The 13456-nt window shown below is 69.7% G+C and carries 12 protein-coding genes and 1 tRNA gene; 7 read left to right on the top strand and 6 right to left on the bottom strand.

Features of this window, described 5'->3' with window-relative positions:
- Nucleotides 1-178: 178 nt before the first annotated feature.
- The 5 genes from ACZ6MZ_RS25815 to ACZ6MZ_RS25795 all read left to right on the top strand — a co-directional run bounded on the left by ACZ6MZ_RS25815 (nucleotide 179) and on the right by ACZ6MZ_RS25795 (nucleotide 4140).
- On the top strand, nucleotides 179-1027 hold the full coding sequence (locus tag ACZ6MZ_RS25815; RefSeq protein ID WP_389790820.1) for an ABC transporter permease: 849 nt from the start codon (nucleotides 179-181) through the stop codon (nucleotides 1025-1027).
- A gap of 31 nt (nucleotides 1028-1058) precedes the next feature.
- Nucleotides 1059-2078 carry an ABC transporter substrate-binding protein gene (locus tag ACZ6MZ_RS25810; protein ID WP_386875920.1) on the top strand — a complete coding sequence of 340 codons (1020 nt, stop codon included), beginning with the start codon at nucleotides 1059-1061 and terminating at the stop codon, nucleotides 2076-2078.
- 2 nt (nucleotides 2079-2080) lie between these two features.
- Nucleotides 2081-2944 (top strand): ABC transporter ATP-binding protein, encoded by an 864-nt coding sequence (locus ACZ6MZ_RS25805; RefSeq protein WP_469354576.1) that lies wholly within the window; start codon nucleotides 2081-2083, stop codon nucleotides 2942-2944.
- A gap of 96 nt (nucleotides 2945-3040) precedes the next feature.
- Nucleotides 3041-3622, top strand: coding sequence for a helix-turn-helix domain-containing protein (locus tag ACZ6MZ_RS25800; RefSeq protein ID WP_469354574.1), 582 nt, complete (start codon nucleotides 3041-3043; stop codon nucleotides 3620-3622).
- The gene (locus tag ACZ6MZ_RS25795) at nucleotides 3619-4140 is read left to right on the top strand and encodes a GNAT family N-acetyltransferase (RefSeq protein ID WP_469354572.1); all 522 of its coding nucleotides are present in this window, start codon (nucleotides 3619-3621) and stop codon (nucleotides 4138-4140) included. Before ACZ6MZ_RS25800 ends, ACZ6MZ_RS25795 begins: the two co-directional genes overlap by 4 nt.
- A gap of 67 nt (nucleotides 4141-4207) precedes the next feature.
- Here ACZ6MZ_RS25795 and ACZ6MZ_RS25790 read toward each other — a convergent pair whose 3' ends face one another.
- From ACZ6MZ_RS25790 to ACZ6MZ_RS25780, 3 genes are all read right to left on the bottom strand, one after another.
- Nucleotides 4208-5122, bottom strand: a complete 915-nt coding sequence (locus ACZ6MZ_RS25790) for a sugar phosphate isomerase/epimerase family protein (protein WP_469354570.1) — start codon at nucleotides 5120-5122, stop codon at nucleotides 4208-4210.
- A 13-nt stretch (nucleotides 5123-5135) separates the two neighbouring features.
- Nucleotides 5136-8609: a ThuA domain-containing protein gene (locus ACZ6MZ_RS25785; protein ID WP_469354568.1), complete on the bottom strand. Its 3474-nt coding sequence runs from the start codon at nucleotides 8607-8609 to the stop codon at nucleotides 5136-5138.
- Nucleotides 8610-8853: 244 nt separating this feature from the next.
- Nucleotides 8854-9711 carry an aldo/keto reductase gene (locus tag ACZ6MZ_RS25780; RefSeq protein WP_469354567.1) on the bottom strand — a complete coding sequence of 286 codons (858 nt, stop codon included), beginning with the start codon at nucleotides 9709-9711 and terminating at the stop codon, nucleotides 8854-8856.
- Nucleotides 9712-9849: 138 nt separating this feature from the next.
- On the opposite strand from ACZ6MZ_RS25780, the gene ACZ6MZ_RS25775 reads away from it, so the two are divergent.
- A complete protein-coding gene (locus tag ACZ6MZ_RS25775) occupies nucleotides 9850-10809 on the top strand; it encodes a LysR family transcriptional regulator (RefSeq protein WP_469354565.1) in 960 nt (319 codons plus the stop codon).
- On the opposite strand, the gene ACZ6MZ_RS25770 is transcribed toward ACZ6MZ_RS25775, so the two are convergent.
- The 3 genes from ACZ6MZ_RS25770 to ACZ6MZ_RS25760 form a co-directional block, all read right to left on the bottom strand.
- Nucleotides 10781-11293: a mycothiol transferase gene (locus tag ACZ6MZ_RS25770; protein WP_386875905.1), complete on the bottom strand. Its 513-nt coding sequence runs from the start codon at nucleotides 11291-11293 to the stop codon at nucleotides 10781-10783. The genes ACZ6MZ_RS25775 and ACZ6MZ_RS25770 overlap by 29 nt on opposite strands.
- Before the next feature lie 246 nt (nucleotides 11294-11539).
- Nucleotides 11540-12448 (bottom strand): transketolase family protein, encoded by a 909-nt coding sequence (locus tag ACZ6MZ_RS25765; RefSeq protein ID WP_469354563.1) that lies wholly within the window; start codon nucleotides 12446-12448, stop codon nucleotides 11540-11542.
- A 27-nt stretch (nucleotides 12449-12475) separates the two neighbouring features.
- Complete coding sequence (locus ACZ6MZ_RS25760) at nucleotides 12476-13177, bottom strand: transketolase (RefSeq protein ID WP_469354561.1); 702 nt, start codon at nucleotides 13175-13177, stop codon at nucleotides 12476-12478.
- A gap of 136 nt (nucleotides 13178-13313) precedes the next feature.
- Here ACZ6MZ_RS25760 and ACZ6MZ_RS25755 point away from each other — a divergent pair.
- Nucleotides 13314-13390, top strand: a tRNA-Pro gene (locus tag ACZ6MZ_RS25755).
- Nucleotides 13391-13456 lie beyond the last annotated feature (66 nt).

Raw genomic sequence — 13456 nt, 5'->3', positions numbered from 1 at the left:
GCGGCGGCAGGGTCCGTGGCGGACCCGAAACTTCGGGACGACCTATTGACCGTACGGACGGGCAGTCATTAGCGTGGCGATCACCCTACCAGAAAGCGCTTTCTGAAAGCGCTTGTAGGGGAGCACTGCTCTTATAACTGCCCGGACCGCCGAGGAGTTCACTGTGAGCCAGAGCGTCATGCCGGCACCGGCCGGGGAAGTGGCGGGAGTCGCCGAACGGAACAGGCCAGGAGCGGGGGAGAGGCTCACCCGCGCGGTCGAGGCGGGCTGGCGCCCGGTCGCCCTGCTGGTCGCCTGTTTCGCCCTCTGGTGGATCATCGCCGCGGCCGAGCTGGTGGAGCCGTATCTCGTCCCCTCGCCCGGCGCGACGCTCGATGTGCTGACGGGCAAGGCCAGTTACCTCTGGCAGCACACCTGGGTGACGACCTATGAGACGCTGCTCGGCTTTGTGATCGCCGTCGCGGTGGGGGTGCTCGCGGCGGTGGTGATGGTGTACTCCTCGACCGTCGAGAAGACGCTCTATCCCATTCTGCTGTTCGCCCAGGTCGTCCCGAAGATCGCCATTGCGCCGCTGTTCGTGGTCTGGCTCGGCTTCGGCATCACACCGAAGATCCTGATCGCCGTGCTCATCGCCTTCTTCCCTGTGGTGATCTCGATGGTCACCGGGCTGAAGGCGGTCGACCCCGAGATGCTCCAGCTCTCCGCGACCATGGGCGCGAAGCCCTGGCAGACCTTCGCCAAGATCCGCTTCCCCGCCTCGCTGCCGCATCTCTTCTCCGGTCTCAAGGTCGCCGTGACGCTCGCGGTCACCGGCGCGGTCGTCGGCGAATTCGTCGGCGCCAACGAGGGGCTGGGCTATGTGATCCTCCAGGCGAACGGCAACCTCGACACCCCGATGCTCTTCGCGGGACTGCTCGTCATGTCACTGATCGGCGTCGTCCTCTTCGTCCTGGTCGAGATCGCCGAGAAGCTGCTGCTGCCCTGGCACGCCAGCCGCCGGGACACCCACGTCACCACCTCGTACTGACCGACTCGACCCCGTCCGGGAAGGGCCAGCCATGTCCGCGCGCAGATTCCTGATCGGCCTCGTACCCCTGCTCCTGCTTGCCACGGCCTGTGGTGAGGGCGGCTCGGAGACCACCACCAGCGACTCCGGCAAGAAGCTCGACAAGGTGACGCTGACGCTCAACTGGTATCCGTACGGCGAACACGCGCCGTTCTACTACGGCAAGCAGCAGAAGATCTTCGAGAAGCACGGCATCGACCTCACGATCCGGGCGGGCCAGGGCTCGCAGAAGACCGTGCAGGCGACCGCCGCGGGACAGACCGACTTCGGCTGGGCCGACACGCCCGCCGTCCTCAGCGGGGTGGACCAGGGCGTCACGGTGAAGAGCCTCGGCGTCTTCCTGCAGACCACGCCCTCGTCCGTGCAGTTCTTCGAGAGCGCGAACGTCAACACACCCGCCGATCTCAAGGGCAGGACCATCGCGGGCACGGCCGGTGACGCGCTCACCAAGACCTTCCCGATCTTCCTCCAGAAGAACGGACTGAAGGAGTCGGACGTCAAGATCCAGAACACCGATCCGGCGGGCAAGATCGCCGCGGTGATCTCCGGGAAGACGGACGCGCTGCTCGGCTACGCCAGCGACCAGGGCCCGACCATGCAGGACAAGGCCAAGAAGAAGGTGTCGTATCTGCGCTTCTCGGAGCACGGACTCAACTTCTACTCCAACGGTCTGATCGCGGGTCAGAAGATCCTGTCCGGCAGGAGCGAGCTGGCCGGGCGCATGGTGCGGGCCGTCAGCGAGTCCTGGGCGGCTGCCGAGAAGGCGCCGGAGCCGGCGGTCGCCGCGATGGAAGGCGCGTCGGAGCAACTGCCGCCCGAGAGCGTCCTGTCGGAGCAGTTCAGGACGACGATCACGCTGCTGCACACCGACGCGACACGGGGCGAGGCCCCCGGCGTCAACACCGAGGACGACTGGCAGCGGACCATCGATGTCTTTGCCGAGGCCGGGCTCGTGAAGAGCCCCAAGGCGGTCTCGGAGTACTGGGACAGCGGCACGGCGCTGAAGGGATGACGATGGCCAGGGATACGACGCTCCGGGAGCCCGCCGTGACCAAGGACAGCGCACCGGCGCAGGGCGCGGCGGCGAAGGGCACACCGGCGCAGGGCTCGGCGGCGGTCGGTCTTGAGGACGTGGCCGTCCGGTTCCGTACGAAGAACCGTGATGTCACCGCTCTCCAGCAGGTCTCGCTCGATGTGGCGATGGGGGAGTTCGTGGCCGTCGTCGGCCCCTCGGGCTGCGGCAAGTCGACCCTCCTCAAGCTGGTCGCGGGGCTCCTCAAGGCGTCCTCGGGGGCCGTACGGCTGCACGGCGAACGGGTCGACGGGCCGCGTCACGACATCGGATACGTCTTCCAGCGGGCGGCGCTGCTGGAGTGGCGTACCGCCCGGCGCAACATCCTGCTGCAGGCGGAGATGCGCCGCATGCCGGCCGGGCAGGCGCGTGAGCGCGCGGACGAACTGATCGCGATGACCGGTCTCACCGGCTTCGAGGACGCCTATCCGCATGAGCTGTCCGGCGGTATGCAGCAGCGGGTCGCGCTCTGCCGGGCGCTGCTGCACAAGCCGCCCGTCCTGCTGATGGACGAGCCGTTCGGCGCGCTCGACGCCCTCACCCGCGAACAGATGAACAGGGAGCTGAACCGGATCTGGCGCGAGACCGGCACCACCGTGGTGCTGGTGACCCACTCGATCTCGGAGGCGGTCTATCTGGCCGACCGGGTGGTGGTGATGAGCCCGCGGCCCGGCACGATCAGCGAGATCATCGAGGTGGGGCTGCCCGCCGAGCGCGACTATACGGAGACGCTCGGGCGGCCTGAATTCCGTGAGGCCGCCGCCCGTATCAGAGGTCTGCTGGGCGCGGCCTCCGCACAGGACTGACGCCCGGCCGGCCGCCGACCCGAGGTCCGCGCCGGCCGCCGACCAGAAGTCCGGCGGCCGAAAAGCATGTCCCGAATGTGGGATAAGATCTCAGATATGAGAGAGGATCCCGAGGGCGCCCTCGACCCCGTCGACGTGCTGCTCGCCGCGCGCCTCGCCGAACTGCGGGGCGAGCGCGGCTGGTCGCTGGAGGAGCTGGCCCGGCGCAGTGGCGTGAGCCGCTCGACGCTGTCGCGGGCGGAGCGCGGGGAGATCAGCCCCACCGCGTCGCTGCTCGGCCGGTTGTGCGCGGAGTACGGGCGGACCATGTCGCAGCTGCTCAGCGAGGTGGAGGCGGAGCCCGCCCAGCTGGTCAGGGCGGCCGCCCAGACCGTATGGAAGGACACCGCCTCCGGTTTCGTGCGCCGCTCCGTCTCGCCGCCGCAGCCGGGCCTGCGCGCGGAAGTGGTCGAAGGCACGTTGCGGGCGGGCGCGGACGTGTCGTACGAGCGGCCTCCCGTACCGGGCATGGAGCAGCACATCTGGGTGCTCGAAGGGTCGGTCGAGTTCACGGTGGGGCGTGAGCAGCACACCCTGTACGCGGGGGACTGTCTGCGGATGCGCCTGTGGGGCCCCACCCGGTTCCGCTGCCCGGGTCCTGAGCCGGTCAGGTACGCGGTCGTGGTGGTCCAGTCATGAGCCGCGCCGTGGTGCCGCTGTCCGCCGGCGAACTGCTCTGCGCCGCGGAAGACCTTGCCGATCTCCTGCTCGATACCGTGGCCGGCGGCGCCTCGATCGGGTTTCTGAGCTCGCTCGACCGGGCGTCCGCAGCGGCCTGGTGGCGGGCGCAGGCCCCTGCCGTACGGGAGGGACGGCTGTCCGTACGGGTCTTCCAGGACGGCGACCGCATCACCGGCACGGTCGGCGTGGCGTTCGTGGACAAGCCCAACGCCCGCCATCGCGCCGAGATCGTCAAGCTGATGGTCCACCGCGACGCCCGCGGCCAGGGCCTCGGCCGGACGCTGCTCAGCGCCGGGGAAGAGGCGGCGGCCGCGGCGGGGGTGACCCTGCTGCTGCTCGACACCGAGACCGGGAGTCCCGCCGAGGCGCTGTACCGCTCGGCGGGCTGGACAGCGGTCGGCGTGGTCCCCGGCCACGCGGCGGACCCCGGAGGGACGCTCCGCCCGACCACCTTCTTCTACAAGAACATGCCCTGACCGTAAGGGAGTTCCGGGCCGGCGGTTCCCGGCCGCCGCCCCGGAGCGGCGGCCGGGAACCGTCACCTCAGTAGCGCAGCCCCGACAGATACCGGTAGCTGTTCAGCGCCGTCGCGAACGGATCGGCCGGCGCGTCATGCTCCACCAGCCACTGCCGTACGCCTCCGCTGCGCGCCGTGTCGAACATCGCCGGGAAGTCCAGGACACCCGAGCCGACATCCTCGAAGTCCCCGTTCGGCGCCATGTCCTTCACATGCAGCGCCGGGAAGCGGCCGGGGTGCTGTACGAAGAGGTGCCGCGGATCGTCCCCGCCCTTCGCCGCCCAGTACACGTCCAGTTCGAAGCCGACCAGCTCCGGATCGGTCTCCTTGAGCAGGATGCCGTACAGATTCTCGCCGTCGACCACCTCGTGGTCACCGTCGTGATTGTGGAAGAGGACCTTGAGCCCGGACTGCCTGGCGACGCGCCCCGCCGTGTTGAACTGCCGCGCCGCTTCCCGGTATCCGGCCGGTGAGTGCATCTCCACCGGCAGGCTCGGCACCACGACCCACTTTCCGCCCAGCGTCGCGACGTCCTCGATCGCCTGCGGCAGACCGCTGCCGGCGACCGTGGTGTAGGCGACATGTTCGAGCACCGCCCTGAGCCGGGTCTCGTCCAGCATCCGCCGGATGTCCGTGGCGCTGTGGCCATGCCTGCCGCTGACGCCGACCGTCGCGTAACCAATCTCCGCCAGGCGCTCCAGCGTCCCCCTGAAGTCCGTCGCGAGAGGGGTACGCATGGTGTAGAGGTGCATGCCGATCCCGGACGGCGGGATGCGCCGCCGGCAGCGGCCGGTGGCGCTCGCGGTGGCCGGGCCCGGGTTCGCGTTCACCGGTGTCGTCGCCGGGCCTGGGCTCGCGTACGCCGAGGTCGTCGCCGCGCCCATCCCGAGCGCGGCCAGACCCACGGCTCTGCCCAGGAACGATCGTCGGGTGCCGCTCATCTTCGCTCTCCCCTCAGCCTGCGTTGATCCGGACAGCGCCGGTCGTCGTGTCACCCTTGTCGTCGGTGACGGTCAGATGGGCCGTGTACGGGCCCGGCCTGGCGTATGTGTGGTTCGCCTCCGGGCCCTGCGCGTCGGCGGCCGCGGAGTTGTCACCGAAGTCCCAGTGGTACGAGGCGACGGTGCGCCCGGACGCCGGCTTCACCGTGCTGCTGAGCCGTACGGCCAGCGGAGCGTTCCCCGGGGCGGGCGCGGCCTTGACCGAGACCTTCGTCGCCGGCTTCTTCTCGACTCCGGGCCCGTTGAAGTGCAGCCAGTCGACCGCGAAGAGATCCGGCTTCTCCGCCGACCAGCCGGGGTTGGTGAAGACCGCGTACAGCTTCACCGAGCCGCCCGGACTCTTGAGCGGGACGGTGGGCGAGACGACATTGCCCCAGCCACCCGTGTTCGGGACGGTCGCCGTGCCCAGCAGCGGTCCGGTCGGCGAGCCGTTGCGGAACTCGACGGTCCCGCCGAGCCCGCCCGAGGCGGCGCCGACCGTGACCGAGGTGATACCCCGGAGATGCACCGGGTCGAACGCGATCCAGTCGCCGTCCTCGATCTCGGTCAGCCGCTTGCCGCCGGAGGCGTCGGCGCGGTCGGCGACCACCGCTCCATCGTGCGCGCCGCCGGTGGTGGTGCGGTGCTCGGCCTCGCGGAACGTCGTACGGAGCGTGAGCGAGGACGAGCCCGTCAGGGCGGGCACGCCGTCCGCGCCCTTGTCCTCGTACTGCGCGGTGACGCCGTAGTAGAGGTTCTGGCCGGGGCCGTGGCTGTCCCCGGCGTCGGTGACGATCTCACCCGCGCAGCCTGTGTAGTTGTCCAGCGGATGCAGATGGCTGTCATGGCCGAGCTGGGACTGTACGACCACCCGCGAGCAGTCGATCGCGCCGCCGGTCCCGGTCTTCCCGTCCTCGCTGTCCTTCACCTTCACGGTGAACGGGATGGTGTCACCGAAGCTGAACATCCCGCCGTCAGGCGGCTGTTGGATGGTCACGACCGGTCTGGTGTTGCCGACGGTGATCTCCTGGACGGAGAGCGCGGTCAGTCCGCCGGGACCGGTGACCGTCAGCCCGGCCGTGAACCGCCCCTTGTCCTGGTAGACATGGGACGGATTGGCCTGCGTGGAGTCGGTGGTCCCGTCCCCGTCGAAGTCCCAGGCGTAGGTCACCGGCTTGTCGTCGGGCAGCCCGGATCCCTCGCTGGAGAACTTCACGGTCAGCGGTACGGCGCCGCTGTCCCGGTCCGCCGTCACCTTCGCGTCGGGCAGCCGGCCGTCCGCGACGTAGTCGATGCGGTAGATGCCCGAGCCCTCGTTGGTGCCGCCCCGGCCGGTACCGCTGCCGAGCCCGAAGTCGATGACGTACAACGCGCCGTCGGGTCCGAAGTCGGCGTCGAACGGCTGATTCCACTTCATGTCGCCGAAGACACCGTTGATGGAGTGGAGATCACCCGCCTTCACCGGATCGAAGCGCGGATCCGTGAAGGTCTGGTCCTTCTGCTGGAACGAGAAGGCCTTGAAGTACGTCCTGGTCAGCTCGTAGGTGAGCCACTTCCCTTCGAAGTACTCGGGGAACTTGGACGGATAGGCGTTCGTGGGGTCGTAGTCGTAGACCGGACCGCTCATCGGGCCGCCGCCCCCGGTGCCCAGCTCGGGGAATTCGGGCGAGGCGGAGTAGGCGTACCAGACCGTCGCGGGCTTGGCCGCCGGCAGCTCCCGCAGACCGGTGTTGTTCGGCGAGTCGTTGACCGGCTCGGCGCAGTCGAACTTCGCTCCCGGGGTTCCGGTGGCGAAGTCGTAGTCGTTGAAGGGGGTGTTGGCGCCGGTGCAGTACGGCCAGCCGAAGTTTCCCGCCTCGGTGATCCGGTTGTACTCGACGGTGCCCTCGGGCCCCCGATTAGGCACCGCTTCCCGTGCGTCGGGGCCGTAGTCGCCCACCAGCAGTGCCCCGCTCAGCGGATCGGTGGTGATACGGAACGGATTGCGCATCCCCATCGCGTAGACCTCGGGGCGGGTCTTCTCGGTGCCGGGCGCGAAGAGATTGCCCTCCGGGATGGAGTACGTACCGTCGTCCTCCGGGGTGATCCGCAGAATCTTGCCGCGCAGATCGTTCGTGTTGCCCGCCGTTGTCTGGGCGTCCCAGGCGCGGCGTCCCTCGCGCTCGTCGATCGGGTTGAAGCCGTCGGAGGCGAACGGATCGGTGTTGTCGCCGGTCGCGACGTACAGATCGCCGTTCTTGTCGAAGGTGATCGAGCCGGCCATGTGCGAATTGGCCCGGCCCTCGCCCCGCAGTGTCGGGACGGTCAGCAGCCGCTTCTCGGACGCCGGGTCGACGGTGTTTCCGGTGACGGTGAAGCGCGACAGATTGAGCTGTTTCTCGGTCTTGTCGGAGTTCAGCAGATAGAGCCAGTTGTTCTCCGCGAAGTCCGGGTCGAGCGTCAGGCCGAGGAGTCCGTCGGACTGGCTCGTCATCTCCGGGGTGTACGCGAAGTCCAGCGCGGTCGAGACCTGGAGTGTCTCCTGATCGATGACCTTGAGCTTGCCGGTGCGCTGGATGAAGAACACCCGGCGGTCCGGAGCGACGGCCAGTTCGAAGGGGTCGGCGAGATCGTTGGTGGCCAGCGCGGTGCGCTGGAACGCGCCCGTCTTGGTCGCGGTGCAGTCGCCGGGCTTGTTGCCCGCCGCCCACTGGATGCCACCGAGCAGATGCTTGCGGAAGGCGTCCTCCTGGAAGGCGGAGGAGTCGTGTCCGCCGGCGGTGAACCAGGAGCGTCCGCCGTCGTAGTTCTGGCACCAGGACCACGGATGGTCGACACCCTCGTCCAGGCCGTCGATCCCGTCGTTCACCTTGATCTGGGCGAGTGTGTGCACCTTGCCGGTCGGGTTGGTGCGCCAGTTGTACCACTCCTCCGTACGTTCCCAGAGCTCGGGAAGGCCCTGGGTGGAGGGGTGCGACTGGTCGAGTACCTTCACGCGGCCCGTCTGGACGGCGGGGTGCTTGTCGAAGATCGCGCCGACCAGCCCCTCGTACCAGTCCCAGTCGCGTTCGCTGGCGGAGGCGGCGTGCAGACCGACCCAGCCGCCGCCCCCGCGGATGAACGCCTGGAGGGCGGAGCGCTGTTCGGCATTGAGCAGATCGCCGCTCTCCGGGGTGGAGTTGGTGTTGTTGAAGACGATCGCCTGGAAGCGGGCGAGATTCTCCTCGGTGAAGGCTGTGGCGTCGGCGGCGGTCTCGACCTCGAATCCGTTCTCACTGCCGAGCTGTTCAACGGCCTTGATACCGGCCGGAATCGAGTCGTGTTCGAAGTTGGTGACCTTGGAAAAGACCAGAACGCGGAACGGCGCCGCGTCGGCGCGGGGCGGCGAAGCCATCCCCAGCCCGAGTACGAGCGCCAGCAGGGCGGTGATCACAAGTAAGGGTGATGTGGTTCTCGTGGACGTTCTCATGGGCGCTCCCGGTGCTGGTTGAGCCGGCTGCGGGTTAGAAAGCGCTTTCTGGAGTACGTCGCACAGCGTAGGTTCAGCTGTTACAGGGGGTCAATGGGTCGGAAGGGCCCTCTGTTGTAAGGGAGTTGACGCTGTAGCTGTACACATGACCGACCCGCCCCGGCGCATCGCCGGGACGGGTCGGTCATGTCGGTGGGCCGTCGGGGCGCGGCTCTGTGGGCCGTCAGGCCGAGACTGGGGGCCGTCAGGCCGCGTCCAGCTCCGCCACCTCGGCGGCGTCGAGTACGAGGTCGGCCGCGGCGACCGAGTCGAGGATGGTCTCCGGGCGGCTGGAGCCGGGGATCGGCAGCACCGTGGGCGACTTGGCCAGCATCCAGGCGAGGCAGACGCGCTGCGCGCTCACGCCGTGGGCCTCGGCGATCCGGGCGAACGGGGAGTAGGAGGTGCCCAGTTCACCGGCGTGCTTGATGCCGCCGAACGGGCTCCACGGCAGGAAGGCGATCCCCAGCTCCGCGCACAGATCCAACTCGGGCTCGCTGGACCGGAAGGCCGGCGAGAACTGGTTCTGTACGGAGGCCAGCCGGCCGCCGAGGATCTCGTTGGCCAGCCGGATCTGCTCCGGGTCCGCGTTGGAGATACCGGCCTGCAGGATCTTGCCCTCGTCGAGCAGATCGCGGAGGGCGCCGATGGACTCCTCGTACGGCACCTCCGGGTCCGGACGGTGGAACTGGTAGAGCCCGATCGCCTCGACGCCGAGCCGGCCGAGCGACGCCTCACAGGCCGCCTTGAGGTGCCCGGCGGAGCCGTCCAGCGTCCAGGAGCCGTCGCCGGGACGCACATGGCCGCCCTTGGTGGCCACCAGCACCTCCGGGCCGCGGTCGTGGGACGCCAGCGCCTTGGCGATCAGGGACTCGTTGTGACCGGCGTCGTGGGCGTTCATGTGGTAGGCGTCCGCCGTGTCGATCAGCGTCACCCCGGCGTCCAGCGCCGCGTGGATGGTGGCGATGGAACGGGACTCGTCCGGCCGCCCCTCGATCGACATCGGCATACCGCCCAGACCGATCGCGCTGACGTCGACGGTCCCGATGCGGCGAGTCTTCATGGTGTGGTGCGCCCTTCCTGCTGCGGTGCCCGGCCGGTTCCGGCGGGCGCTCCCCAGCTTCGCCGCTGCCCGGCGGTGCGTCCAATAGAAGAAAACGAACGCATTGAGCGACTGGGCTTCTCAATTACGCTGTTCGTCATGGAACTCCGGCATCTCGAGTACTTCGTCGCCGTCGCAGAGGAACGTCACTTCACCCGGGCCGCCCAGCGGCTGATGGTCTCGCAGTCGGGGCTCTCGGCATCCGTGCGCGCCCTGGAGCGTGAGCTGGGCGCCCGGCTCTTCGTACGCTCCACCCGCAGAGTGGAGCTGACCAGCGCCGGCCGCGCCCTGCTCGTGGAGGCGTCCCGCGCGCTGGCGAGCGTACGGGCCGCCAAGGAGGCGGTCGCGGCGGTGCAGGGGCTGCTGCGCGGCACGCTGGCGGTGGGCACCGAGCAGTGTGTCACCGGAGTGCACGTCCCCGGCCTGCTCGCGCGGTTCAGGGCCGAGCACCCCGAGGTCGAGGTGCGGCTGCGGCAGGCGGGATCGGCCTCGCTCGTGGAGGACGTGGCGGCCGGGCGGCTCGACCTGGCCTTCGTCGCCCTGGCCGGGGCCGTACCCGAGGGCGTCCGGCTGGTACCGCTGGCCAGTGAGCCGATGGTGCTGCTCTGTCACCCCGATCACCCACTGGCAGGAGCGGCGAAGGCCGACTGGGCCGAGCTGGGCGGCGAGGTGTTCGTGGACTTCCACGAGGACTGGGGCGCCCGCGGCCTCACCGACCGGGCCTTCGGCGCCGCCCGTACCGAACGGCGGGTCGCCCTGGAGGTCAACGATGTGCACAGCCTGATCGAGCTGGTCGGCCATGGTCTGGGCATCGCGGTGGTGCCCCGGCCGATCGCACGCAAGGAGCAGGCGGCAGCCTTGTGCACCGTGCCGCTGGCCGGCGCGGAGGACCATCTCTGGGAGGTCTCGGCCGCTCTCCCCGAGGACCAGCGCACCGGCCCGGCAGCCAGGCAGCTGCTCTCGTACCTGCGGCGCCCGGCGACGGGGGCCGCTCCGGTCACCGCTGCTTCAGCGGCCGGGACCGCGTCGGCTAGCGCCGCTCCAGCACACCCCGGATGAAGGCCGCCTGCCCGACGTGCTGGAGGTCGTCGGAGATGACGCTGACGAGCCGTACGCCCAGGGTGACGGCAGGGGTCCAGCTCCCGTCGACAACATGGCCGAAGTCCCCGGCCTTCAAGGTGCGGATGTACTCCACCGTCCGGTCGTGGACGGCGTCGTGGTACTCCGCGAGAAGCTCCGCCGAGATCCCGCCGAGCGCGGCCACATCCTTGGGGGAGTGGCCGTAGCCGGTCGCACCGCGCGAGAACGGCAGCTCGAACCGCTTCGACCAGTCCTCCGAGAGCCACACCTCGTCGGTCCCGGCCGCGTCGGCGATGTGGTCGTCCTGGACCCGGCTGAGATGCCAGACGAGCCAGGCGATCGAGTTCGCCCCGTCGTCGAGCCGGACGGCCAGCTCGTCGGGGGTGAGGCCGTCGACCACCTCGTGGACGGTCTCGCGGATACGGCCGAAGGCGTCGATGAGCAGATCACCGCTCGCGGTCATGGCTGGCTCTCCTTCTCTCCTGTACGGCTCTCTCCTGTACGGCTCCGGTCGCCGGACGGATCCGGCGGCCGGGGAACGCGGTCCCGCGGGGGCCTGGTCCGGCGCGGAACCCGGCGCGGAACCCGGCGCGGAACCCGGCGCGGTTCCTGGTCGGGCGTCGAACCCGGTCCGGCGCGGGGGCCGGTTCGGGCGGATCATGCGTCCCGTCCAGGTTCCCCCCTGTCGCCCCGCGATGCCTGCCGGGAGTCAGCGCGTCAGGAATCCGGAGATCCGCTCGTGCAGCGACCTCGGGTCGAGGCTCTGCGCGACGAGGTGCTCGTCCATCTCGCCGTACCGGCGCAGCTCGCGCCGGCCCACACCGATCCCCAGCACCCGGTGCGGCGTCGCGGCCAGGGCCTCGTTCGCTGCGGCCGTGGAGGTCCCGGCGAGATACGGCTCGACGATCACGACATCCGCCGTGTCCCGGCCCGTGACGGCCCGGCGCAGCGCCGCCCCGTCGAAGGGCCGCACGGTCGTCGCGTACAGCACCGTCGTGTCCAGCCCCTCCGTCGCGGCCAGGACGTTGTCCAGCATCGGACCGACGGCGATCACCACCCCGCCGGCCGCCGTGCTTCCCTCGCGCACGGTGAGAAACCCGGCGCCGGTCACCGGCCGCGGCCGCTCGTTGCTCTGCAGCGAGAGCCGCACGTAGTCCCGACCGTCCCCGGCGGCGGCGTGCCGCAGCAGCGCCTCGGCCTCGTCGGGGTGGCCCGGCACATGTACGTTCCATCCGTCGAGCGTGTCCAGCAGCGCGACATCACCGGGCGCCATATGGGTGAAGCCGCCCGCCGGCCAGTCGTACGACGCTCCCGCGCTCACCAGCACCCCGCCCACGCCCTGGTGGCCGAAGTCCAGTTTCACCTGCTCGAACGGCCGCTCGACCAGAAAACTGGCGAAGGTGTGCACGATCGGGCGCAGCCCGGTGAGGGCGATGCCGCCGCCCACGCCGATGAGCAGCTGCTCGCGGATGCCGACATTGATCACCCGGTCGGGATGGCGGCGCTGCGCTGCCTCGAAGCCGTCCCGGCTGATCTCGGCGAGGACGACCGCGAGCCGTGGATCCTCGTCCAGCAGCGCGGAGGTGGTGGAAATGAAGCGGTCGCGCATGGTGTCCATGGGAATACCCCTCGTGATGCTGTGCGGTCAGGACTTCGGCTCGACGCGGGCCACGACCGCACGGGGCCGTCCCGTGTGCGGCGCGGTGAACGCCGCGTACATCGCCTCGTGGTCCCGCCCATCGACGGTCTCGGCCGACCAGCCGGCCGCCTCGAACCGGGAGGCGATGCCACCGGGCCAGCCGTAGCTGGCGGACGCGTTGTCGATCACCAGGGTGTGGAGCTGTTCGAGCCCCGCCGGGCCCGCGAAGGCGATGGCCTCATGATTGCTGCCCTCGTCGAGTTCGGCGTCGCCGATCAGCACCCACACCCGGGGGCCGGTGAGCCCCTGCGCCCGGAGTCCGAGCACACTGCCCACGGCGAGCGGCAGCCCGTGCCCGAGCGAGCCGCTGCCGATCTCCACCCCTGGCAGCAGCGTCCGGTCGGGGTGATGGCCGAGGGGCGAGTCGTACGAACCGAAGCCAGGCAGCAGCTCCTCGGAGAGGAACCCCTTGGCGGCCAGTACGGCGTAGTACGCCATGGGCCCATGCCCCTTGGACAGCAGGAAGCGGTCACGCCCGGCCGCGTCGGCGCTCTCGGGCGACACCCGCAGCACCCGGTCGTACAGCACCCACAACGCGTCCAGGGTGGAGGTCGCGGCGGGCCCGTGCTTCTCGTCCCCGGTCATCAGGGCCAGCAGCCGGTTCAGCTCCGGATAACCCGGTGCGGCGGTCGTCGCTGTCTTCGTCATACCTTCCACCGTGCAACGTCAACCACGCTTGAGGTCAAGCCCGCCATGCCCGGAAAGCGGTTCGTGACCACCGGCCGGAGTGCGGTATTGTTCTCATGCGCGTTCGGCCAGGGGAAATCGCAGGTCAGACGGGCATCGGGACGTGGCGCAGCTTGGTAGCGCACTTGACTGGGGGTCAAGGGGTCGCAGGTTCAAATCCTGTCGTCCCGACCAGCGTTTACGCAGGTCGCAGGCGGTATCGGAGAAATCCGGTACCGCCTCTCCGTGTTTCTTGGGGAC

The organism is Streptomyces sp. NPDC042201 (assembly GCF_055582185.1).
This window is presented reverse-complemented; position numbering and strand designations above follow the sequence as displayed.

What these genes read in the sequence shown, in the direction of transcription:
- ACZ6MZ_RS25780 (WP_469354567.1), bottom strand. Translation starts at nt 9,711, where the DNA reads ATGAAGACTCGCCGCATCGGGACCGTCGACGTCAGCGCGATCGGTCTG.
- ACZ6MZ_RS25765 (WP_469354563.1), bottom strand. Translation starts at nt 12,448, where the DNA reads ATGGACACCATGCGCGACCGCTTCATTTCCACCACCTCCGCGCTGCTG.
- ACZ6MZ_RS25815 (WP_389790820.1), top strand. Translation starts at nt 179, where the DNA reads ATGCCGGCACCGGCCGGGGAAGTGGCGGGAGTCGCCGAACGGAACAGG.
- ACZ6MZ_RS25770 (WP_386875905.1), bottom strand. Translation starts at nt 11,293, where the DNA reads ATGACCGCGAGCGGTGATCTGCTCATCGACGCCTTCGGCCGTATCCGC.
- ACZ6MZ_RS25795 (WP_469354572.1), top strand. Translation starts at nt 3,619, where the DNA reads ATGAGCCGCGCCGTGGTGCCGCTGTCCGCCGGCGAACTGCTCTGCGCC.
- ACZ6MZ_RS25790 (WP_469354570.1), bottom strand. Translation starts at nt 5,122, where the DNA reads ATGAGCGGCACCCGACGATCGTTCCTGGGCAGAGCCGTGGGTCTGGCC.
- ACZ6MZ_RS25800 (WP_469354574.1), top strand. Translation starts at nt 3,041, where the DNA reads ATGAGAGAGGATCCCGAGGGCGCCCTCGACCCCGTCGACGTGCTGCTC.
- ACZ6MZ_RS25775 (WP_469354565.1), top strand. Translation starts at nt 9,850, where the DNA reads ATGGAACTCCGGCATCTCGAGTACTTCGTCGCCGTCGCAGAGGAACGT.
- ACZ6MZ_RS25760 (WP_469354561.1), bottom strand. Translation starts at nt 13,177, where the DNA reads ATGACGAAGACAGCGACGACCGCCGCACCGGGTTATCCGGAGCTGAAC.
- ACZ6MZ_RS25805 (WP_469354576.1), top strand. Translation starts at nt 2,081, where the DNA reads ATGGCCAGGGATACGACGCTCCGGGAGCCCGCCGTGACCAAGGACAGC.
- ACZ6MZ_RS25785 (WP_469354568.1), bottom strand. Translation starts at nt 8,609, where the DNA reads ATGAGAACGTCCACGAGAACCACATCACCCTTACTTGTGATCACCGCC.
- ACZ6MZ_RS25810 (WP_386875920.1), top strand. Translation starts at nt 1,059, where the DNA reads ATGTCCGCGCGCAGATTCCTGATCGGCCTCGTACCCCTGCTCCTGCTT.